Source organism: Streptomyces sp. NPDC000151 (genome assembly GCF_040301705.1).
Classification (GTDB): domain Bacteria; phylum Actinomycetota; class Actinomycetes; order Streptomycetales; family Streptomycetaceae; genus Streptomyces.
The window spans coordinates 1-20,716 of the sequence record NZ_JBEPFC010000131.1 but is presented as its reverse complement, the minus strand read 5'-3'; the positions used below and the strand labels follow the sequence as shown (position 1 = coordinate 20,716).

The 20,716-nt window shown below is 72.4% G+C and carries 17 protein-coding genes, 1 rRNA gene and 2 pseudogenes; 12 read left to right on the top strand and 8 right to left on the bottom strand.

Going from position 1 to position 20,716, the window contains the following annotated elements:
- Positions 1-186: 186 nt before the first annotated feature.
- The 3 genes and pseudogenes from rrf to ABT381_RS28000 all read left to right on the top strand — a co-directional run bounded on the left by rrf (position 187) and on the right by ABT381_RS28000 (position 2,826).
- Positions 187-303 (top strand): 5S ribosomal RNA (gene rrf / locus ABT381_RS28010).
- Positions 304-429: 126 nt separating this feature from the next.
- Positions 430-1,842, top strand: a pseudogene (locus ABT381_RS28005) (hypothetical protein); the annotation flags it as partial.
- 93 nt (positions 1,843-1,935) lie between these two features.
- A complete protein-coding gene (locus tag ABT381_RS28000; RefSeq protein ID WP_351599352.1) occupies positions 1,936-2,826 on the top strand; it encodes a tetratricopeptide repeat protein in 891 nt (296 codons plus the stop codon).
- A 136-nt stretch (positions 2,827-2,962) separates the two neighbouring features.
- Here the strand turns inward: ABT381_RS28000 and ABT381_RS27995 are convergent, their stop codons facing one another.
- The 5 genes from ABT381_RS27995 to ABT381_RS27975 all read right to left on the bottom strand — a co-directional run bounded on the left by ABT381_RS27995 (position 2,963) and on the right by ABT381_RS27975 (position 9,709).
- A complete protein-coding gene (locus tag ABT381_RS27995; protein WP_351599351.1) occupies positions 2,963-4,789 on the bottom strand; it encodes an IucA/IucC family protein in 1,827 nt (608 codons plus the stop codon).
- The gene (locus ABT381_RS27990) at positions 4,786-5,397 is read right to left on the bottom strand and encodes a GNAT family N-acetyltransferase (protein WP_351599350.1); all 612 of its coding nucleotides are present in this window, start codon (positions 5,395-5,397) and stop codon (positions 4,786-4,788) included. Before ABT381_RS27990 ends, ABT381_RS27995 begins: the two co-directional genes overlap by 4 nt.
- Positions 5,394-6,716: a lysine N(6)-hydroxylase/L-ornithine N(5)-oxygenase family protein gene (locus tag ABT381_RS27985; protein ID WP_351599349.1), complete on the bottom strand. Its 1,323-nt coding sequence runs from the start codon at positions 6,714-6,716 to the stop codon at positions 5,394-5,396. Before ABT381_RS27985 ends, ABT381_RS27990 begins: the two co-directional genes overlap by 4 nt.
- 20 nt (positions 6,717-6,736) lie before the next feature.
- Positions 6,737-8,287, bottom strand: a complete 1,551-nt coding sequence (locus tag ABT381_RS27980) for a pyridoxal phosphate-dependent decarboxylase family protein (protein ID WP_351599348.1) — start codon at positions 8,285-8,287, stop codon at positions 6,737-6,739.
- 165 nt (positions 8,288-8,452) lie between these two features.
- On the bottom strand, positions 8,453-9,709 hold the full coding sequence (locus tag ABT381_RS27975; RefSeq protein WP_351599347.1) for a DUF1015 family protein: 1,257 nt from the start codon (positions 9,707-9,709) through the stop codon (positions 8,453-8,455).
- A 109-nt stretch (positions 9,710-9,818) separates the two neighbouring features.
- On the opposite strand from ABT381_RS27975, the gene ABT381_RS27970 reads away from it, so the two are divergent.
- Positions 9,819-10,844, top strand: coding sequence for an HAD-IIA family hydrolase (locus ABT381_RS27970; protein ID WP_351599346.1), 1,026 nt, complete (start codon positions 9,819-9,821; stop codon positions 10,842-10,844).
- A 58-nt stretch (positions 10,845-10,902) separates the two neighbouring features.
- Here the strand turns inward: ABT381_RS27970 and ABT381_RS27965 are convergent, their stop codons facing one another.
- On the bottom strand, positions 10,903-11,772 hold the full coding sequence (locus ABT381_RS27965) for a siderophore-interacting protein (RefSeq protein ID WP_351599345.1): 870 nt from the start codon (positions 11,770-11,772) through the stop codon (positions 10,903-10,905).
- Positions 11,773-11,843: 71 nt separating this feature from the next.
- Entirely contained in the window at positions 11,844-12,872 is a 1,029-nt protein-coding gene (locus tag ABT381_RS27960) for an ABC transporter substrate-binding protein (RefSeq protein ID WP_467754840.1), read from the bottom strand.
- A gap of 65 nt (positions 12,873-12,937) precedes the next feature.
- On the opposite strand from ABT381_RS27960, the gene ABT381_RS27955 reads away from it, so the two are divergent.
- From ABT381_RS27955 to ABT381_RS27945, 3 genes are all read left to right on the top strand, one after another.
- Positions 12,938-13,981: a FecCD family ABC transporter permease gene (locus tag ABT381_RS27955; RefSeq protein WP_351599343.1), complete on the top strand. Its 1,044-nt coding sequence runs from the start codon at positions 12,938-12,940 to the stop codon at positions 13,979-13,981.
- On the top strand, positions 13,978-15,042 hold the full coding sequence (locus ABT381_RS27950) for a FecCD family ABC transporter permease (RefSeq protein WP_351599342.1): 1,065 nt from the start codon (positions 13,978-13,980) through the stop codon (positions 15,040-15,042). Before ABT381_RS27955 ends, ABT381_RS27950 begins: the two co-directional genes overlap by 4 nt.
- A 92-nt stretch (positions 15,043-15,134) precedes the next feature.
- Positions 15,135-15,938: an ABC transporter ATP-binding protein gene (locus ABT381_RS27945; protein WP_351599341.1), complete on the top strand. Its 804-nt coding sequence runs from the start codon at positions 15,135-15,137 to the stop codon at positions 15,936-15,938.
- A gap of 38 nt (positions 15,939-15,976) precedes the next feature.
- Here ABT381_RS27945 and ABT381_RS27940 read toward each other — a convergent pair whose 3' ends face one another.
- A complete protein-coding gene (locus tag ABT381_RS27940; protein WP_351599340.1) occupies positions 15,977-16,327 on the bottom strand; it encodes a sterol-binding protein in 351 nt (116 codons plus the stop codon).
- A 71-nt stretch (positions 16,328-16,398) separates the two neighbouring features.
- On the opposite strand from ABT381_RS27940, the gene ABT381_RS27935 reads away from it, so the two are divergent.
- The 5 genes and pseudogenes from ABT381_RS27935 to ABT381_RS27915 all read left to right on the top strand — a co-directional run.
- Positions 16,399-16,722: a hypothetical protein gene (locus ABT381_RS27935; protein WP_351599339.1), complete on the top strand. Its 324-nt coding sequence runs from the start codon at positions 16,399-16,401 to the stop codon at positions 16,720-16,722.
- 7 nt (positions 16,723-16,729) lie between these two features.
- Positions 16,730-17,545 (top strand): TlyA family RNA methyltransferase, encoded by an 816-nt coding sequence (locus tag ABT381_RS27930; RefSeq protein WP_351599338.1) that lies wholly within the window; start codon positions 16,730-16,732, stop codon positions 17,543-17,545.
- A gap of 56 nt (positions 17,546-17,601) precedes the next feature.
- Positions 17,602-18,525 (top strand): NAD kinase, encoded by a 924-nt coding sequence (locus ABT381_RS27925; protein ID WP_351599355.1) that lies wholly within the window; start codon positions 17,602-17,604, stop codon positions 18,523-18,525.
- Positions 18,526-18,764: 239 nt separating this feature from the next.
- On the top strand, positions 18,765-20,492 hold the full coding sequence (gene recN, locus ABT381_RS27920) for a DNA repair protein RecN (protein ID WP_351599354.1): 1,728 nt from the start codon (positions 18,765-18,767) through the stop codon (positions 20,490-20,492).
- Positions 20,489-20,716: pseudogene (locus ABT381_RS27915) on the top strand (hypothetical protein); the annotation flags it as partial. The gene recN and the pseudogene ABT381_RS27915, both read left to right, overlap by 4 nt.

The following is a 20,716-nucleotide window of genomic DNA, read 5'->3' as shown; positions in this document are numbered from 1 at the left end:
GGTTGATAGGCCAGATATGGAAGCCCGGTAACGGGTGGAGTTGACTGGTACTAATAGGCCGAGGGCTTGTCCTCAGTTGCTCGCGTCCACTGTGTGGTTCCCGGGTTGCGAACAGTCGCACCGGTTGAACCAAGTTTCACTTCATTTAACTGAAGAGTGTGCTTGTTCGCTCGAACCCGATAGGGTTTCGGTGGTCATAGCGTTAGGGAAACGCCCGGTTACATTCCGAACCCGGAAGCTAAGCCTTTCCGCGCCGATGGTACTGCAGGGGGGACCCTGTGGGAGAGTAGGACGCCGCCGAACAATCTTTCAGGACCCTTGGTCCCAGCGTTCATGCTGGGACCAAGGGTCCTTTTTGTTTTGCCGAAGCGCGCCGAACTGGTCGGTGCGTGAGAATGACCAGCAGTACCGAAGACAGGAGTCACGTCGATGTCCACCAACTCTCCCGACGACCGATCGGAGCGCCAGCCGCGCTGGCGCGATGGTGGTGACCGGCGCGACTCCCGTCGTGATGACCGGGGGCCGCGTCGCGATGACCGCGGCAGCCGTCCCGGTGGCGCGGGTGCCGCGCGTGGCGCCGGAGGCGCCGGCGGCGGTTATGGCCGTCGTGACGACCGCGGTAACGAGCGCGGCGGCGAGCGGGGCGGCTTCCGTCGCGACGACCGTGGCGGCGAGCGCGGCGGGTTCCGTCGCGACGACCGCAGTAACGAGCGTGGTGGCGACCGCGGTGGGTTCCGGCGCGACGACCGCGGTGCGGACCGGCGTGATGACCGTCGTGACGACCGGCCGCGTGGTCCCCGTCGCGAGGACGACCGCGGTGGCGACCGCGGCGGTGACCGCGGGGGCTTCCGTCGCGATGACCGCGGCGGCGAGCGGGGCGGTTTCCGCCGTGACGACCGCGGCGCGGACCGCGGTGGCGACCGTGGCGGTTTCCGTCGGGACGACCGCAGCAACGACCGTGGTGGTGAGCGCGGCGGCTTCCGCGGTGCGGATCGCGGTGCCGACCGTGGTGGGTTCCGCCGTGACGACCGGCGTGATGACCGGCCGCGTGGGCCGCGTCGCGAGGACGACCGTGGCGGGTTCCGCCGCGATGACCGCAGCAACGACCGTGGTGGCGAGCGGGGCGGCTTCCGCCGCGATGACCGTGGTGCGGACCGGCGTGATGACCGGCCGCGTGGTCCCCGTCGCGAGGACGACCGCGGTGGCGACCGCGGCGGTTTCCGTCGCGATGACCGTGGCGGCGAGCGGGGCGGTTTCCGCCGTGACGACCGCGGTGCGGACCGCGGTGGGTTCCGTCGCGATGACCGTGGTGCGGACCGGCGTGATGACCGGCCGCGTGGGCCGCGTCGTGAGGACGACCGTGGCGGGTTCCGTCGCGACGACCGCAGCAACGACCGTGGTGGCGACCGCGGCGGCTTCCGTCGCGACGACCGTGGCGCGGACCGGCGTGATGACCGTCGTGACGACCGGCCGCGTGGCCCCCGTCGCGAGGACGACCGCGGTGGCGACCGCGGCGGGTTCCGTCGCGACGACCGTGGCGGCGAGCGCGGCGGCTTCCGTCGTGACGACCGCGGTGCGGACCGCGGTGGTGACCGCGGTGGTGACCGCGGCGGTGACCGGGGTGGCTTCCGCCGGGATGACCGTGGTGGTGACCGCGGGGGCTTCCGTCGTGACGACCGCGGCGGCGAGCGCGGTGGGTTCCGTCGTGACGACCGGCGTGACGACCGCGGCGGTGACCGTGGTGGGTTCCGTCGCGATGACCGTGGCGGCGAGCGCGGCGGGTTCCGGCGTGACGACGACCGTGGTGGGCGTCGGCCGTACGGGCAGGGCCGGGACGACCGGCGTGATGACCGCCGGGACGACCGTCGGGACCGGGAGCCGATCAAGCGGCTGCCGATTCCGGACGACGTCACCGGTGACGAGATCGACAAGGACGTGCGGCAGGAGCTGCTGAGCCTGCCGAAGACGCTCGCCGAGGACGTCGCGCGGAACCTCGTGATGGTGGCGAAGCTGCTGGACGAGGACCCCGAGCGGGCGTACGAGTACTCGCGTATCGCGCTGCGGCTCGCGTCCCGCGTCGCCGCCGTCCGCGAGGCGGCCGGCTTCGCCGCGTACGGCTTCGGCAAGTACAGCGAGGCGCTGGCGGAGTTCCGGGCGGCGCGCCGGATGACGGGCAGCGCGGAGCTGTGGCCGGTGATGGCCGACTGCGAGCGCGGCATGGGCCGGCCCGAGAAGGCCCTCGCCATGGCCGGCGAGCCCGAGGTGCAGCGGCTGGACAAGTCCGGGCAGGTCGAGATGCGGCTGGTCGCGGCGGGTGCCCGGCGCGACATGGGCCAGGCGGACGCCGCCGTCGTCACGCTGCAGAGCCCCGAGCTGGCGTCCAACGCGGTACAGCCGTGGACCGCGCGGCTGCGCTACGCGTACGCCGACGCGCTGCTGGAGGTCGGCCGCGAGGAAGAGGCGCGCGAGTGGTTCGCGAAGGCGCTGGAGGCCGACCAGGGCGGTACGACGGATGCGTCGGACCGGCTGGCGGAGCTGGACGGCGTGGAGTTCACGGACGCCCTGGCGGACGAGGACGAGACCGACGAGGACGAGGCGGTTGACGGTGGCACCAACGCCGTCGCCAAGGCCGAGGACGAGGACGCGGAGGAAGGCGACACCAAGACCGAGGAGGTCGAGGAGGCCGTCGAGGCCGACGAGCCCGCTCCCGCCGCCCCCGTAGTCCCCACCTTCTCCGACGCCGAGGCCAAGGCCGAGGCCGACGCCAAGGCCAAGGCCGAGGCGGGCGAAGTAACCGACGAGGACGCGCCGGACGCGGACAAGTAAGCGCGGACGCTTAAGCGCTGCGCTGCGCAGCACCGCACCGCACAGCGAAGAGGGCGGGATCCCATAGGGATCCCGCCCTCTTGCGTTTCCGGTCGCCCGCCCCGGACCGTCGAAGCGGGCGGCCGTCACCGCGGTGTCACGCCACCGCGGTCGTCTCCGTGGCCGTGGCCGTGTCCGGGCCGAAGCGGGCGATCGGGTTGCGCAGGTTGCCGATCAGCTGGAGGGCGCCGGCCGGGTCCTGGAGGTTGACCATCTCCTTGTTGTTGCGCAGCTGGAGACGGTTCAGGCAGGAGAGCGCGAACTCCTCGGCGAACATGTCGTACTGGGCGAACTTGTCCGCGAGTTCGGGCGCGGACGCCTGGTACTCGGTGACGCACTCCGCGACCGTGCGCCAGAAGGTCTCCTCGTCGACCAGGCCCTCGGTGACGAGGATGCCGTTGAGGAAGCGGAAGAAGCAGTCGAAGACGTCGGTGAAGATCGACAGGAGCTTCTTGTCCTCGGGGACCTCGGCGCGGATGCGCTCGACGGCCGGGGGGAGGACCGCGTCGGGGTCCATCACCGCGATCTCCTCGGCGATGTCCTTGTAGATCGCGCGCTGCACGACGCCGTTCTCGATGACGAGGATGACGTTCTCGCCGTGCGGCATGAAGACCAGGTCGTAGGCGTAGAAGCTGTGCAGGAGGGGCGTGAAGTACGCCTTGAGGTACCGGCGCAGCCACTCGACGGCGCTCAGGCCGGACTCGCGCATCAGCGCGCCCGCGAAGGAGGCGCCGTCGCGGTCGGTGTGGAGGAGGGAGGCCATGGTGGCGAGGCGCTGGCCCGGTTCGAGCGTGGGCACCGGGGACTCGCGCCAGAGCGCGGCGAGCATCTTGCGGTACGGGGAGCCCTTGGTGGTGGCCTCTTCGTACTGGCGGTGGTGGTAGCCGATGGCGGCGCGCTCGCGGATGATCGTCAGGCCGGTGCCGCGCAGGACCGGGTCGCTCTCGATGAGGCCGGCCAGCCAGTCGTTGATGGCGGGCGTGGCCTCCATGTACGCGGCGGAGAGGCCGCGCATGAAGCCCATGTTGAGGACCGAGAGTGCCGTTTTGACGTAGTGGCGCTCGGGGTTGCTCGTGTTGAAGAAGGTCCGGATGGACTGCTGCGCGAGGTACTCGTCGTCACCGGGGCCGAGGCAGACCAGGCGCTGCTGGGCGACCTCGGCGGCGAAGGTGACGGAGAGCTTGTTCCACCACTGCCAGGGGTGGACGGGGAGGAGGAGGTAGTCGGCGAGGTCCAGGCCCTGCTCGGCCATCACCGAGGCGAAGCGGGAGAGCGTGGGCTCGCCGAGCTCCGCGTGCATCAGGGCCTCGTAGTCCAGGCCCGCGCCGGCGGTGAAGGTGGCGCGGTCGCGGCGCGCTGCCAGCCAGATGAGCTGGATCGGGGCCGCGGCCTCGGGGGCGTACGCGCTGTATTCGTGGATGCCGAAGCCGAGGCGGCCGTTGTTGGCCACGAAGCAGGGGTGGCCCTCGGTCATGCCGGTCTCGATGTCCTGGAAGTCGGCCTTCGCGAGCTCGTCGGCCGGGACGTGGTCCTTGGTCAGTTTGTACGCGGTGCCGGAGAGGGTGGAGCTGATCTCTTCCAGGTAGACCGGGAGGATCTCGTCGCTGAGGCCGAGCGCGTCGCGCAGTTCGATGAAGAACTCGACGGCGTCGAGGGGGAGATCGGTGTCCTCGCGGTGCCGGGTGATCGAGTCGGCGTCGATCTGCCAGTGGTCGAGGGTGAGGACCTGGGCGGCGAAGCGGTACTCCACGGTGCCGTCGTCGCTGCGGACGGAGTAGCGGCCGTCCAGCATCGGGCGGGGGGTGAGGAGGCGTTCGTGGGTGAACTCGGCGAGCGCCTTGCGTATGAGGAGGCGGCCGGCCCGGTCCCACAGGTCGGGGGTCAGGTGGGCCACGGCGTCGCGGGGGGTGGTGGCGGCGTTCATCGGGTGGTCACTCCTATCGCCGCAAGGTACTGCTCGCGGGTGCAGGTGCTGAGGTAGGCGTCCTTCTCCGGCTTGGCGATCTTCCGGACGATCTCGAAGCCGACGGCTTCGTTGAGGGCCTGGACGGCCTTGTTGTGTACATCGGGCTCGACGACGACGCGGGCGGTGGCCGGGTCCTCGAAGAGCATCGCCATGACGGTGGTGATGACGGCTCGGGTGAAGCCGTGCACGGGGGTGTCGCTGGGCGCGGTCAGGAAGTGCATGCCGACGTCGCCCGGCTCGGGGTCGTAGAGGCCGACCAGCTCGACGTGGGCCGGGTCGTACCGCTCCATGAGGAAGGCGGGGCGGCCGTTGTGCAGTCCGATGAACGCGTCGTGGTGCTCGGCGGCGGAGATGCTCATGTACTCGCGCTCCACGTCGGGGAGCGTGGCGTCCTGCATCATCCAGAAGGACGCCTTGGGGTGGGTGACCCAGCCGTGCAGCAGCTCGGCGTCCTGCAGGGGGTCGAGCGCGCGGACGGCGAACTCGCCGAGCGCGGGGTCGGTACGGGTGAAGAGGATGCCGCTCTGCGCGCCGTCGCTCTTCGTGCTGCCGTTGATGTTGCTCATCGGACGATGCCTTCCGGTGCTCCGAATTCCTGGAACGCGATGGTCTTCTCCACGGCGTAGGGCTGGCGGCCCAGCATTTCCGCGATGATGTACGCGTTGCGGTAGGGACCCATGCCCAGGTCGGGCGAGGTGATGCTGTGCGTGTGCACGCCGGCGTTCTGCAGGAAGACGCCCTGGCCGCTGTGGTCGACGCTGTAGTTGCGGGCGACGTCGAAGCGGCCCTGGCCGTCCAGGCGGATGCGGTCGGCGACCGGGGCCAGGAAGTCCGGGGTGGTGTAGCGGTAGCCGGTGGCGAGGATCAGGCCCTGGGTCTCCAGGGCGAAGTCCCGCTCCTGCTCCTCGTGGCGCAGGTCCAGCGTGTACGTGCCGGTGGTCTCGTCGTACGACGCGTCGTTCAGCGCGGTGTTGGTGAACAGCCGGGCCTGGACCGGGCCCTTGAGGTTCTTCTGGTAGAGCAGGTCGAAGATCGCGTCGATGAGCTCCGAGTCGATGCCCTTGAAGAGGCCCTTCTGCTCGGACTCCAGGCGGTAGCGGGTGGCCTCGGGGAGCGCGTGGAAGTAGTCCACGTACTCGGGGGAGGTCATCTCCAGCGTGAGCTTGGTGTACTCCAGCGGGAAGAAGCGCGGGGAGCGGGTGACCCAGTTGAGCTTGTAGCCGTGGACGTCGATCTCGGAGAGCAGGTCGTAGTAGATCTCCGCGGCGCTCTGGCCGCTGCCGACCAGGGTGATCGAGTCCTTGGCCTGGAGGGCTTCCTTGTTCGGCATGTAACGCGAGTTGTGGATCAGGTCGCCGCCCAGGTCCCGGCAGGACTCGGGGAGGTGGGGCGGGGTGCCGGTGCCCAGCACGAGGCGGCGGCCGCGGTGGGTGCGCCGCTCGCCGGTCGCCAGGTCGGTGCCGTGGACGAGGTACAGCTCGTCCCGCTCGTCGTACTCGACCGAGGTGACCCGGTGGCCGAAGCGGACGCTGCGGAGTTTCGCGGCGGCCCAGCGGCAGTAGTCGTTGTACTCCTCGCGCAGCGGATAGAAGTTCTCGCGGATGTAGAAGGAGTACAGCCGGCCCGATTCCTTCAGGTAGTTCAGGAAGGAGTACTCGGAGGTGGGGTCGGCGAGGGTGACCAGGTCGGCCATGAACGGGGTCTGGAGGTGGGCGCCTTCCAGGAACATCCCCGAGTGCCACTCGAAGTCGGGCTTGGACTCCAGGAAGAGGCCGTCGAGTTCGGCGAGCGGTTCGGTCAGGCAGGCCAGACCGAGGTTGAACGGCCCGAGGCCGATGGCGATGAAGTCGTGTACAGATGTGGCGTGCGGGGCGTTGGTGGGCACGGTGTCTCCGGTGGGGGCGGTCAGTGAGCGCTGGTGAGTTCCGGCGTGGCCTCTTCGGCGAGGCGGGAGCCGGCGTGCTCGGCGATCAGATCGAGCACCGTGGCGATGTCGCCGAGGGTGGTCTCGGGGTTGAGCAGGGTGAACTTGAGGTAGTGGCGGCCGTCGACGACGGTGGAGGCGATGACGGCCTCGCCGGAGGCGGCGAGCGCCTCGCGGGCGTGGAGGTTGATCCGGTCGACGGTCTCGGGGTCCGTGTTCCGGTCCGGTACGTAACGGAAGACCAGGGTGGAGAGCGTGGGGCGGGTGACGACCTCGAAGCGGTCATCCGTATCGAGGAGGCGCCAGCCGTCGGCGGCGCGGTCCACGACGTCGTCGAAGAGCTCGCCGACCTGGTCGGCGCCCATGATGCGCAGCGTCATCCAGAGCTTGAGCGCGTCGAAGCGGCGGGTGGTCTGGAGCGACTTGTCGACCTGGTTGGGGATGCGCTTCTTCGCCATCCGCTCCGGGTTGAGGTAGTCGGCGTGGTACGTGACGTGCCGCAGGGTGGTGCGGTCGCGGACGATGACGGCGCTGGAGCTGACCGGCTGGAAGAAGGACTTGTGGTAGTCCACGGTGACCGAGTCGGCGTTCTCGATGCCGTCGAGGTAGTGGCGGCGGCGGGAGATCAGCAGTCCGCAGCCGTACGCGGCGTCCACGTGCATCCACACGCCTTCGCGGGCGCAGAGCGCGGCGATCTCGGGGAGCGGGTCGATGGAGCCGAAGTCGGTGGTGCCCGCGGTGGCGACGACGGCCATCGGGATCAGGCCCTCCTCGGCGCACCGGGTCAGCTCCTTCTCCAGGGCGTCGGTGCGCAGCCGCTTCTCCTCGTCGACGGGGATCGCGATGACGGCGTCGGGGGTGAGGCCGAGGAGGGTGGCGGACTTCTCGATGCTGAAGTGGCTGACCTGGGAGGTGAGGATGCGCAGCCGGGTGCGGATCTCGGTGTCGTCCAGGTGCGGGTGCGCTTCGCGGGCGAGGCTGCGGGCCTCGTCGCGGGCGAGCAGCATGGCCTGCAGGTTGGACTGGGTGCCGCCGCTGGTGAAGACGCCGTCGGCGTCCTCGCCGAAGCCGATGCGGCCCGCGGTCCACTCGATGAGGCGCTGTTCGATGAGAGTGCCGCCGGCGCTCTGGTCCCAGGTGTCCAGGGAGGAGTTGACGGCGGAGAGCACGGCCTCGCCGACCACGGCGGGGATGACCACCGGGCAGTTGAGGTGGGCGAGGTAGCGCGGGTGGTGGAAGTAGACCGCGTCGCGGAGGTAGATGTCCTCCAGCTCGTCCAGGGCCGCCGCGGGGTCGCCGAGCGGTGTCTCCAGGTCGATCCCGCGCACCGCGGGCGCGAGCCGGTCCGCGGTCATGCCGGTGAAGGGACGGTCCGTCGCCGCGAGTTTGGCGGCCACCCGGTCGACTCCGTCGCGTACCGCGTCGCGGTAGTACTGGACGGTGGCGTCGTTGAGCAGGTGGTCCTTGCTGCCGGTGAGGGCGGAGGCAGGGGCCTGCGACGGGTCCTCGGCGGTGGGCGCGAGGAAAGTCATGAACGTGTCCTCCCTGGTACGGGCGTTGCCCGCGCGGGACGGGTGGGGAAAACCCCCGGCCCGTCGACTTGGTGAGGTAAGCCTAACCTAACCCGATATCGGTGTGGGCAGGGGGTGTCCAGGGAAGGGCGCGCGGGGCGTTCCAGGAGGGCTCGGGGCGGCGCCTCAGTCGTCGTCGAGCGTGCGCAGCACCAGACCCGTCGCCGGCTTCGGGCCGAACGAGGTGGACTTGCGCGGCATCGTCACGCCCTGCGCGGCGATCAGACGGACCGTCTCCTCGTCGACGGCCCGCATCAGGACCGCCGTACCGCCGTGCTTCGCGGCCTGTTCGAGCGCCGCGTCCGTGTCGTGGATGTAGCGGATGCCCTCCGGGTGGTCCGGAATCCGCCACACCTCGTCCAGCAGAACGGAGTGCAGAACGGTGGCATCCAGCCGCCGCCACGCCTCCGGCCGGTCCGTACGGATCGCCCGCGCCAGCAGCCGCGGATCGGGGCTGTCCAGCAGCCGGAAGGAGTCCGGGCCCGAGGCGAGCAGGAAGGCGTTGCCCTGCGCCGCGTCCAGCGCTTCCAGCGCCGTGGGCAGCGGCCCGGGCACCTCGCGCGCGCGGAAGGCGCCGTCCAGCTCCGCCAGCGCCCGCTCCAGGGGCAGATGCGGCAGCACGCGGTGGATGGCCCGCACCCGCAGCGGGTAACGGGCGGTGTCGACCAGCAGCACCAGGCCGCGCGACCAGGCCGAGGCGGTGCTGCCCCCGCGCTCCGCGGCGAGCCGCTGGTACGTCGCCCAACGGTGATGCCCGTCCGCGATCAGCGCCTGCCGGGCCGACAGATCCGCGTCCACCGCCGCCAGTTCGGCCGGGTCGGTCACCGCCCACAGCCGGTGCGCGAAGCCGTCCTCGGTCGTGGTGGCCAGCAGCGGCGGCCGCCGCGTGGTGCGCTCGATCACCGCCGTGGCGCCGCTCGCCGTCCCCTCGCCCCGGTACGAAAGCAAAAGCGGCTCGAAATTTGCGGCCGCGGTACGCATCAGCGCGGCCCGGTCCTCGACCACCTCGGCGATCACGTCCTCGTGCGGCAGCACCGGCCCGTCCAGCCCCAGCGCCCCGATGATGCCGCGCTGCAGCACATCGCCCCTGCGCTGCTCGTACACGTACAGCGCGGGCTGCGGATCGGGCGCCAGTACCCCCTCGGCGCGCCAGCGGGCGAGCGTGTCGGCGGCCTTGCGGTGCCGGGTCGCCGGGTCCACGGCGTGCGGCAGGATCAGCCGGACGATGTTGTACGGATCGGCGGTCTCCAGGTGCCGGACGCCGTCCGGCCGGACCACCACGTCGTACGGGGGCGAGGTGACCGCGGTGAGACTGCTCACCCGGTGGGGTGCGTAGCGCAGTCCGCGAAAGGTGTCCAGGCGCAGGCCGTCGGTGCTGGTCATTGGCAAATGCTATGCCGGTCGGGGCGGTGAGGGATGATCGGGGGAGAAGCGCAATGCGGCGGGAAAAGGCCGTTTGCGCGCGGTATGGATGGTTAAGGAGCTGGACGGCATGGACGAGCGGGTGCGGACGCGGCCGGAGGGCAGCGAACGGACGCTGAGCGAGGCGTACGACACGGCGCTGCTGGACCTGGACGGCGTCGTCTACGCGGGCGGGTCGGCCATCCCGTACGCCGTGGAGTCGCTGACCACCGCGCGGGACGGCGGGATGCACCTGGCGTACGTGACGAACAACGCGGCGCGCACCCCCGACACCGTGGCCGGGCAGCTGACCGGGTACGGCCTGCCCACGGAGGCGGGCGACGTCGTCACCTCCGCGCAGGCGGTCGCCCGGCTGATCGCCGGTCAGGTGCCGGACGGCGCGAGGGTGCTGGCGATCGGCGGTGAGGGGCTGAAGGTCGCGCTGCGCGAGCGGGGGCTGGTGCCCGTGGACTCGGCCGAGGACGACCCCGCCGCCGTGGTGCAGGGCTACGACCCCAAGCAGAACTGGGAGCAGCTGGCGGAGGCGGCCTACGCGGTCGGCCGCGGCGTGCCGTGGTTCGCGGCCAACACCGACCTGACGATCCCGAAGGAGCGCGGCATCGCACCGGGCAACGGCGCGCTGGTGGAGGTCGTACGGATCGCCACCGGCGGCACGCCGCAGGTCGCGGGCAAGCCGCAGCCGCCGATGCACCGCGAGACCGTGCTGCGCACGGGGGCGAAGCGGCCGCTGGTGGTGGGCGACCGGCTGGACACCGACATCGAGGGCGCGTTCAACGGCGGCGTGGACTCGCTGCTGGTGCTCACCGGCGTGACCACGCCGGCCGAGCTGCTCGCCGCGCCGCCGCAGCACCGCCCCACGTACGTGGACGCCGACCTGCGCGGCATCCTCGGGCCGCAGCCGGAGGTGGCGGCGGCGGACGGCGGCTTCCGGTGCGGTGGCTGGGTCGCCTCGGTGGCCGAGGACGTGCTCGTACTCGATGGCGAGGGCTCCCCTCTGGACGGGCTGCGGGCGCTGTGCGCGGCGGCCTGGACGGCGGCCGGGGACGGCCGGTGCACGGCCGAGGCGGGGAAGGCGCTGGCGCGCCTCGGGCTGTGAACGGACCGCTGTAGGCAGGGGAAAGGGGCCCGTCCGGCGGACGGGCCCCTTCGTGCGCTCAGTTCCGCGCGGCGGCCGTGAGCTCGGCCAGCAGCTGTTCCTCGCTGGCGCCGCGCCGCCAGTAACCGGTGAATTTCACGGCCCTGCGGTCGAAGCCGCGCTCCTTGACCAGGTGCCGGCGGAGCGCCTTGACGGTGCCGGACTCGCCCGCGATCCAGGCGTACGGCGTGCCCTCGGGCAGCTCGGCGGCGCCCACCGACGCGAGCATCCGCTCGGTACGGTCGGTGGCCGACTCCTCGCGCACCAGCCAGGTGATGTCGGCGTCGGCGAAGGAGGGCAGCTCCTGGCGGTCCGCCGCGTGGCCCACCTCGATCCACACCTTGGCCTTGGTGCCCGGGGTGAGCCAGGCCAGGATGTTGGCGATGGCCGGCAGGGCCGTCTCGTCGCCGCTCAGCAGGATCCAGTCGGTGCCCTGCGGCGGGCGGAAGTCCACGCCGCCGTTGTCCTCGACGACCGGCCCGAGCACGCTGACCCGGTCGCCGGGCACGGCGTTCGCCGCCCACCGCCCGGCCGGTCCCGAGGTCCCCTCCTCCGCGCCGTGCAGCGCGAAGTCCACGTCCAGCTCCGGCTCCGGGTCCTGGCGCTGCGCGCGGACCGTGTACGTCCGCATGATGCTGCGCTCGGCCGGGTCCTGCCCGCGCCACGCCGCGTACCAGCCGTCGCCCTGGTCGTCGAAGACCGGGACGGTCTGGTGCTCCCGCGGGAAGAAGAGTTTCACCCGCTGGTCGCGGCCGCCGGTCAGCAGCTCCGAAAGGCGCGCGCCGCCGAAGGTGATCCGGACCATCGAGGGGCCGAGCCGGCGGGTGCGCACGACGTGCAGGTCGAAGAAGCGGAACGGGGCGGTGGCGGGGGCGGCGGTCGTGGTCATGCGGGGAAAAACCTCCCTTGAGTGGAGTTGCGGGGGGCCGGCCGCGGGGCACGCGGCCGGCCCCCGGCGCGTCAGCTGACCTTCTTGGCGTCCTCGATGGCCTTGGCGAGGCCCTCGACGAGCGGGGCTGCGCCCGCGTAGGAGAAGCGGGGCTCGCTGGACCAGGGGGCGATCTGGTCCGCCTTGACGGCGGGCAGCTTCGCCCAGGCGGGCTTGGCGGCCAGCGCCTTGGGCTGGAGGGTGGCGGTGCGGTTGTCGAGCAGCAGCACGTCCGCCTGGTACTTGTCGGCGTTCTCCCAGCTGAGGGACTCGAAGTAGCCGCCCTTGTCCAGGTGGTCCGGGACGATCAGGTCCACGCCGAGGGACTTGAAGTACATGAGGTCGGCGTTGATGCCCGGGTTGGAGGCGTAGAAGAGGTCGGGGCTGCCGGAGCAGGCGAGCACCTTGACCGGGTTGGACTTGGCGGCCTTGCGCAGCCGTTCGGCGGCCTTCTCGAAGCGGGCCTTGGCGTCGGTGACCTTCTTGGCCTTCAGGTCGGCGCCGAGGGACTCCGCGAGTTCGGCGTACCGCTCGATGATCTTCACCATCGGGGTCCGGGAGGAGGTGATCGCGACGCTCTTGGCGAGCTTGGTGATCTTGTCCTTGCTCTCGTCCGGCACGAACCACAGAGCGCCCGGCTCGTACATGTTCGTCACGAGCAGGTCCGGGGCGAGCCCGGCGTACTTCTCGACGTTGAACTGCCCGTAGGCGTTGCCGATGATGGTGACCTTGGAGATGTCGAGGTCACCGGCCTGCGGGTCGGGCTTGCCGTTCTTCAGCTTGGTGGGGCCGAAGACGCCGACGATCTGGTCGTCGATGCCGAAATCGTGCAGCGCGGCGGCGGTGCCGGTGAAGGCGACGATGCGCTGTGGCACAGTCTTCAGGGAGACCTTCTTCTTGCGGTCGTCGGTGAAGCTCCAGGGCCCGCCCTTGCTTCCGCCGCCGGCCGACCCCGAGCTCTTCTCGCTGCCGCACGCGGCGAGCAGGGCGCCGACGCCGACGGCCCCGCCGGCCGCCAGCAGGCCGCGTCGGGACAGGGAAGGTCTGGGGGACATGCTCATAGGGACGCACTTCTCTCTGGGGAGGCACCTGAGTGGGCAACGGAGGTTAGGCTAACCTAAACGGCGTGTTGGTCGACAGCCCCCCTGAAGCAGCCGCCGCGCCCGTGGTGCCCCGACGACGGCAGGCCACCCGCTCCGCGGGACTCCTCGCCGCCCTCGGCATCCTCGCGGTCATCACCGTCCTCGGTATCGCCGTCGGCTCGAAACAGATACCGGTGGCCGACGTCTGGCACGGCGTCATGCACTACTCCGGTACCGACACCGACGTGATCGTCCGCGACGTCCGGCTGCCCCGCACCCTCCTCGGTCTGCTCGCCGGCGCGGCCCTCGGCCTCGCCGGCGCCGTCATGCAGGCGCTCACCCGCAACCCGCTCGCCGACCCCGGCGTCCTCGGCATCAACGCCGGGGCCTCCGCCGCCGTCGTCACCGCCATCAGCTTCTTCGGCGTCACCTCCCTCACCGGGTACGTGTGGTTCGCCTTCCTCGGCGCCGCCGCCGTCTCCGCCGCCGTGTACATCCTGGGCGGCACCCGCAGCGCCACGCCCGTACGGCTCGCGCTCGCCGGTACCGCCCTCACCGCGGCCCTCACCGGCTACCTCAACGCCGTCGAGCTGATGGACACCGCGTCCCTGGACAAGATGCGCTTCTGGACGGTCGGTTCGCTTGCCTCGGCGACCATGCCCACCGTCGCGAAGATCGCCCCCTTCATCGCGGCCGGCGTGCTGGTCGCGCTGCTCGTCGCCCGGCCGCTGAACGCCGTCGCGCTCGGCGACGACCAGGCCCGCGCGCTCGGCGCCCGGCTCACCCGCACCCGCGTCCTCGCGATGGTCGCCGTCACCCTGCTGTGCGGCGCCGCCACCGCCGCCTGCGGGCCGATCGTCTACGTCGGCCTGATGGTGCCGCACGCCGTCCGCGCCATCACCGGCCCCGACATGCGCTGGATCCTGCCGTACTCCGCGGTCCTCTCGCCGGTGCTGCTGCTCGGCGCCGACATCATCGGCCGGATCGCGGCCCGGCCCGGCGAGCTCCAGGTCGGCATCGTCACGGCCGTCATCGGCGGCCCGGTCTTCATCCATCTCGTACGGCGACGGAAGATGGCACAGCTGTGAGCACTCCCACCAAGACCTCCGCGCGCCCGGCCGTGCGGGCCCTGCGCACCGCCGGCGGGCTGTCGGTACGGCTGCACTCCAGGGCCGTACTGGCGGGCCTCCTGCTGCTCCTCGTGGCGCTCGCGGCCGGCGTCCTGCTCATCGGCACCGGCGACTACCCGATGTCCTTCGGGGACGTCCTCACCACCCTCAGCGGCGGCGGCAACCCGGGCCAGGAACTGATCGTCAACGACCTGCGGCTGCCCAGGGTCCTGGTCGCGCTGCTGGTCGGCGTCTGCTTCGGGCTGGCCGGCGCGGTCTTCCAGACCGTCACCCGCAACCCGCTCGGCAGCCCCGACGTGCTCGGCTTCGCACAGGGCTCCTCCGTCGGCGCCCTGCTCGTCATCGTGTACCTGCAGGGCTCCACCGTCGCCATCGCGATGGGCGCGGTGGCCGGCGGCGTCCTCACCGGCGTCATGATCTTCCTGCTCGCCTGGCAGCGCGGCGTGCACGGCTACCGCTTCGTCCTCGTCGGCATCGGCGCCGCCGCCATGCTCTACGCCATCGTCCTGTACCTGATGACCAAGGCGAACATCGTCGAGGCCACCCGCGCCACCACCTGGATGACCGGCTCCCTCAGCGGCCGCGACTGGGACCAGGTGTGGCCGCTGGCCGCGGTCTGCGTCGTCATGGTCCCGGTGATCGTGCTGTGCGGCCGGCCGCTGGCCATGCTGGAGATGGGCGACGACTCGGCCGCCGCGCTCGGCGTGCGGACGGGCCGCGTCCGCATCGTCGCGCTGCTGGCCGCCGTCATCCTGACCGCGTCCGCCACCGCCGCCGCCGGACCCATCGCCTTCGTCGCGCTCACCGCGCCGCAGCTCGCCCGCCGCCTCACCCGCGCCACCGGCCCCAACCTGCTGCCCTCGGCCCTCATGGGCGCGGTCCTGCTGGTCCTCGCCGACCTCCTCTCGCAGCGGGTCTTCGGCGCCGACCAGATCCCGGTCGGCGTGGTCACCGGCGTACTGGGCGGCGGCTATCTGCTGTGGCTGCTGGCCAATGAGCGCAAGGCGGGCCGGGTATGACCGCCCCGACCCCGGCCGCTGTGCCGCCCCCGGGCGGCCCGGCCGCCACCACCCCGCAACCGACCGGCCGTACCACCCCCAGGAGAGCCGAAGTGAGCCGTCTCGCGGCGCAGAACGTCACCCTCGCCTACGACCAGCGGGTCATCGCCGAGCAGCTCTCGGTCGACATCCCGGACAATTCCTTCACGGTCATCGTCGGCCCCAACGCCTGCGGCAAGTCCACCCTGCTGCGCGCCCTCTCCCGGATGCTCAAGCCGCAGGCCGGCTCCGTCCTGCTGGACGGCTCCTCGATCTCCTCGCAGCCCGCCAAGAAGGTCGCCCGCACCCTCGGCCTGCTCCCGCAGTCCTCCATAGCCCCCGACGGCATCACCGTCGCCGACCTGGTCTCCCGCGGCCGGTATCCGCACCAGGGGCTGCTGCGCCAGTGGTCCGAGGAGGACGAGCGGATCGTCCAGGAGTCGATGGACGCCACCGGCGTGGGCGAGCTGGGGGAGCGGTACGTCGACGAGCTCTCCGGCGGCCAGCGGCAGCGGGTCTGGATCGCCATGGCCCTCGCCCAGCAGACCCCGCTGCTGCTCCTGGACGAGCCCACCACCTACCTCGACATCCAGCATCAGATCGAGGTACTGGACCTCTGCGCCCAGCTGCACGAGGAGCAGGGCCGCACGCTCGTGGCGGTACTGCACGACCTCAACCACGCCGCGCGCTACGCCAGCCACATCATCGCCCTGCGCGACGGCGAGGTCGTCGCCGAGGGCGCCCCGGCCGACGTGGTCACGGCCGACCTGATCGAGCGGGTCTTCCGCCTCAAGTGCCAGATCATCGACGACCCGGAGACCGGCACCCCGCTGATCATCCCGGCGGCGCGCACACCCCGTAAGGCCGCGGCGGTCTGAGGCGGCCGGGGCGGTCCGAGGCGGCGGGGACGCGGGCCCTACAGCAGCGACCGCAGCCGCAGGAGGTCCCGGAAGCCGGCCTCCAGCTTCACCCGGCCGCTGCCCCACGCCCGCGCGAAGTGCAGCTCGCCGTCGACCAGCGCGACCAGGTCGTCGCCGGTCATGGCGAGCCGGATCTGCGCCTTGTGCGGCGGTGGACCCGGTACGGCGGTCACGTCCGTGAGGGTGCCGTCGGCCAGCCGCCCCACGAACGTGGTGTCCAGGTCGGTGATGCGGCAGCTCAGCGAGCGGTCCAGGGCGGCGGCGCCGCGCACGGAGCCGTCCGCCGACGCCGAGAGGTTCTGTGCCAGCCGGTCCAGGGCCGCTCGGCACTGTTCGAGGGAAGCCATCGCAAGGACGATACCCAGCTCAGGCCGTCCAGTCCGCCGATGCGCCACCGGTTCGCGGTAGCGTCGGGGGCATGGAAGAGCCGAACCCCGGCGCCGCGTGGCCGGAAACGGACCCCGAAGCCGCCGCGGCACCCGACGAGTCCGCCCGGGCCGACGCCCCCGACGCGCCCCCGGAGGAGCCCGCGGGCCCGCGGCCGCTGGGCGTCGCGGTCACCCCGACCGGGCACCCCGAGGTGGACGGCCGGCTGGCCCGGCTCGGCGACGCCGACCACCTCGCCGTGGGCGGCCACCTCGCCGTGTACGAGGATGTGCACCGGGGGCTCCGCACCACGCTGGCCTCCTTGGACCAGCAGCCGGGGCCCCGCCCCGGAGCACCGAACGACAACAGGAGCTGAACCCCAGGTGGCAGGTGTGGCACGACGCCGACTCGACGCGGAGCTGGTGCGCCGCAAGATGGCCCGCTCCCGCGAGCACGCGAGCCAGCTGATCGCCGCGGGCCGGGTGACGGTCGGCGGCCAGCCGGCGAGCAAGGCCGCCACCCAGGTGGAGACCAGCGCCGCGCTGGTCGTGCGCGAGGACGCGAACGACCCGGACTACGTCTCGCGCGGCGGCCACAAGCTCGCCGGCGCGCTGGCCGCCTTCGTACCGAAGGGCCTGAAGATCGAGGGCCGCCGGGCGCTGGACGCCGGCGCCTCCACCGGCGGCTTCACCGACGTCCTGCTGCGCGCGGGCGCCGGGCACGTCGTCGCCGTCGACGTCGGGTACGGACAGCTCGCCTGGTCGCTGCAGAGCGACGACCGGGTCACCGTCAAGGACCGCACCAACGTCCGCGAACTGACCCCGGAGCAGCTGGACGGCGTCCCCGCCGACATCGTCGTGGGCGACCTCTCCTTCATCCCGCTGGGGCTGGTGCTGCCCGCGCTGGTCCGCTGCTCGGCGCCGGACGCGGACCTCGTGCTGATGGTCAAGCCGCAGTTCGAGGTCGGCAAGGAGCGGCTGGGCAGCGGCGGTGTGGTGCGCAGCACGCAGCTGCGGGCCGAGGCGGTGCGCATGGTCGGGGAGCGCGCGGCGGAGCTCGGACTCGGCGTACTGGGCGTCACCGCGAGCCCCCTGCCCGGCCCGTCGGGCAACGTCGAGTACTTTCTGTGGCTCCGCGCCGGTGCGCCTGCCCTGGACCCGGCGGATGTCGAGCGTGCAGTGGCGGAGGGGCCGCGTTGACCACTTCTGGAACGTCCGAAGCACCGCAGGAACCGCAGGGACCGCAGGCCGGGGCGGTGTCCGCGCCCGCGCCCGTGCCGCTCGCCGGCAAGGGCCGCACGGTCTTCCTGCTCGCCCACACCGGCCGCCCCGCGGCCGTCCGCAGCGCCGAACTGGTCGTCCAGGGGCTGCTGCGCAGCGGCATCGGAGTACGGGTGCTGGCGGCCGAGGCCGCGGACCTGCCGCTGCCGGACTCCGTCGAGCAGGTGGCGACCGAACAGTGCGCGGCCGAGGGCTGCGAGCTGCTGGTGGTACTGGGCGGCGACGGCACCCTGCTGCGCGGCGCCGACTTCGCACGGACCTCCGGCGTCCCGATGCTGGGCGTCAACCTCGGCCGGGTCGGCTTCCTCGCCGAGGCCGAGCGGGACGATCTGGACAAGGTCGTGGACCGGGTGGTGACCCGCGCCTACGAGGTCGAGGAGCGGATGACCCTCGACGTCCTGGTCCGCAACAACGGCACCGTGGTGCACACCGACTGGGCGCTGAACGAGGCGTCGGTGGAGAAGGCCGCGCGGGAACGGATGCTGGAGGTCGTCACCGAGGTCGACGGCCGCCCGGTGTCCCGCTTCGGCTGCGACGGCGTGGTCTGCGCGACCCCGACCGGGTCGACCGCGTACGCCTTCTCGGCCGGCGGCCCGGTGGTCTGGCCGGAGGTCGAGGCCCTGCTGATGGTCCCGATCAGCGCGCACGCGCTCTTCGCCAAGCCGCTGGTCACCTCCCCGGAGTCGGTCCTCGCGGTGGAGGTCCAGCCCAAGACGCCGCACGGCGTCCTGTGGTGCGACGGCAGCCGCTCGGTCGAACTCCCCGCGGGCGCCCGCGTCGAGGTCCGCCGCGGCGCGATCCCGGTCCGCCTGGCCCGCCTCCACCACGCCTCCTTCACCGACCGCCTGGTCGCGAAGTTCGCCCTCCCGGTGGCGGGGTGGCGGGGGGCGCCGCACTAGTCCTCAGCGGACGGCGCTTGCCGGGGATTCGGGGACGGCGCTTGCCGGGGATTCGGGGCTTTGCCCCGGATCGCCCTGCGGGCTCTTCCTCAAGCGCCGGACAGGCTTGATTCGGCTGAGCCCGTCCAGCGACGGAAGCGGCTGGAGAGGCCGCGGCCCGAGAAAGATCCGGCGGCCTTGGGGGGCGGCCGTCGCCACGCGGCCCCCGGACCTCGTATGGTCGTACCGTGTTGGAGGAGATGCGGATCCGGTCCCTGGGCGTCATCGATGATGCCGTCGTCGAGCTGTCACCCGGTTTCACGGCGGTGACGGGCGAGACGGGCGCGGGCAAGACCATGGTCGTCACCAGCCTCGGCCTGCTGCTCGGCGGGCGCGCCGACCCCGCGCTGGTACGGATCGGCGCCAAAGCGGCCGTCGTGGAGGGCCGCATCACGGTCGGCCCCGACGCGCCGGCGGCGGTCCGCGCCGAGGAGGCCGGCGCCGAGCTGGACGACGGGGCGCTGCTGATCAGCCGTACCGTCTCCGCCGAGGGCCGCTCCCGCGCGCACGTCGGGGGACGGTCCGTACCGGTCGGGCTGCTGGGGGAGTTGGCGGACGACCTGGTCGCCGTGCACGGCCAGACCGACCAGCAGGGCCTGCTGCGGCCCGCCCGGCAGCGCCAGGCCCTGGACCGCTACGCCGGGGACGCCGTCTCCGTACCCCTGGAGAAGTACACCGCCGCGTACCGCAGGCTCCGCGACGTGGCCACCGAGCTGGAGGAGCTGACCACCAAGGCGCGCGAGCGCGCCCAGGAGGCGGATCTGCTCCGCTTCGGCCTGGAGGAGATCTCCGCCGTCGAGCCGCAGGCCGGCGAGGACACCGAGCTGGCCGCCGAGGCCGAGCGGCTCGGCCACGCCGAGGCGCTGGCCTCCGCGGCGGCCGTGGCGCACGCGGCGCTCGCGGGCAATCCGGAGGACCCCGAGGGCGTCGAGGCGACGACCCTGGTCGCCGGGGCGCACCGCGCGCTGGAGGCGGTACGCAGCCACGACGCGGCGCTGGCCGGGCTCACCGACCGGCTCGGCGAGATCGGCATCCTGATGACCGACGTGGCCGGCGAGCTGGCCAGTTACGCCGACGGGCTGGACGCCGACCCGCTGCGGCTGGCCGCCGTCGAGGAGCGGCGGGCCGCGCTGACCGGGCTCACCCGCAAGTACGGCGAGGACATCGCGGCCGTACTGGCCTGGGCCGAGGAGAGTGCCGCGCGCCTGGCCGAGCTGGAGGGCGACGACGACCGGATCGGCGAGCTGACCACCGAGCACGACGCGCTCCGCGCCGAGCTGGGGGAGCTGGCGCAGGCGCTGACCGACGCGCGCACGGCGTCGGCCGAGCGGTTCGCCGCCGCCGTCACCACCGAGCTCGCCGAACTGGCCATGCCGCACGCCCGGGTGAGCGTGGAGATCCGGCAGACCGAGGTCGCCGAGGACGCGGACGGCGTGGAGGTGGGCGGCCGGAACGTCGCCTACGGTCCCGCCGGCGCCGACGAGGTCGAACTCCTGCTGGCCCCGCACCCCGGCGCGCCGCCCCGCCCGATCGCCAAGGGCGCCTCCGGCGGTGAGCTCTCCCGCGTGATGCTCGGCATCGAGGTGGTCTTCGCCGGCTCCGACCCCGTGCCGACCTACCTCTTCGACGAGGTGGACGCGGGCGTCGGCGGCAAGGCCGCGGTCGAGGTCGGCCGTCGGCTGGCCCGGCTGGCCCGTTCCGCGCAGGTCGTGGTCGTCACCCACCTCCCGCAGGTCGCCGCGTTCGCCGACCGCCAGCTGCTGGTCGAGAAGACCAACGACGGCTCGGTCACCCGCAGCGGCGTCACGGTCCTGGAGGGCGAGGACCGCATCCGCGAACTCTCCCGGATGCTCGCGGGCCAGGAGGACTCCGAGACGGCCCGCGCGCACGCCGAGGAACTGCTGGAGACGGCAAGGTCCGGCCGGTGAGCGGTGCATTGCGGGCGCGGCTCACGGCGCTGCTGACGGCGGCCGGAGTGGCCCGGACCGCGTACGAGGGGCTGCGGCGGCGGCCGCCGGGCGGTACCGAGCCGTGGAGGCGCAAGAACCACGCGGGTCGCAGTGTGGACCTGTTCGGCGGACCGGCGGCAGCCGTGGGCGCCGCGGCAGCCGTCGCAGCCGCTCACGGACTTCCCGACCGGGCCCGTACCGCG

Coding starts and splice junctions, on each gene's coding strand:
- ABT381_RS27975 (WP_351599347.1), bottom strand. CDS start 9,709: ATGACCAGCACCGACGGCCTGCGCCTGGACACCTTTCGCGGACTGCGC.
- ABT381_RS27940 (WP_351599340.1), bottom strand. CDS start 16,327: ATGGCTTCCCTCGAACAGTGCCGAGCGGCCCTGGACCGGCTGGCACAG.
- ABT381_RS27970 (WP_351599346.1), top strand. CDS start 9,819: ATGGACGAGCGGGTGCGGACGCGGCCGGAGGGCAGCGAACGGACGCTG.
- ABT381_RS27990 (WP_351599350.1), bottom strand. CDS start 5,397: ATGAGCAACATCAACGGCAGCACGAAGAGCGACGGCGCGCAGAGCGGC.
- ABT381_RS27935 (WP_351599339.1), top strand. CDS start 16,399: ATGGAAGAGCCGAACCCCGGCGCCGCGTGGCCGGAAACGGACCCCGAA.
- recN (WP_351599354.1), top strand. CDS start 18,765: ATGCGGATCCGGTCCCTGGGCGTCATCGATGATGCCGTCGTCGAGCTG.
- ABT381_RS27980 (WP_351599348.1), bottom strand. CDS start 8,287: ATGACTTTCCTCGCGCCCACCGCCGAGGACCCGTCGCAGGCCCCTGCC.
- ABT381_RS27995 (WP_351599351.1), bottom strand. CDS start 4,789: ATGAACGCCGCCACCACCCCCCGCGACGCCGTGGCCCACCTGACCCCC.
- ABT381_RS27960 (WP_467754840.1), bottom strand. CDS start 12,872: ATGAGCATGTCCCCCAGACCTTCCCTGTCCCGACGCGGCCTGCTGGCG.
- ABT381_RS27965 (WP_351599345.1), bottom strand. CDS start 11,772: ATGACCACGACCGCCGCCCCCGCCACCGCCCCGTTCCGCTTCTTCGAC.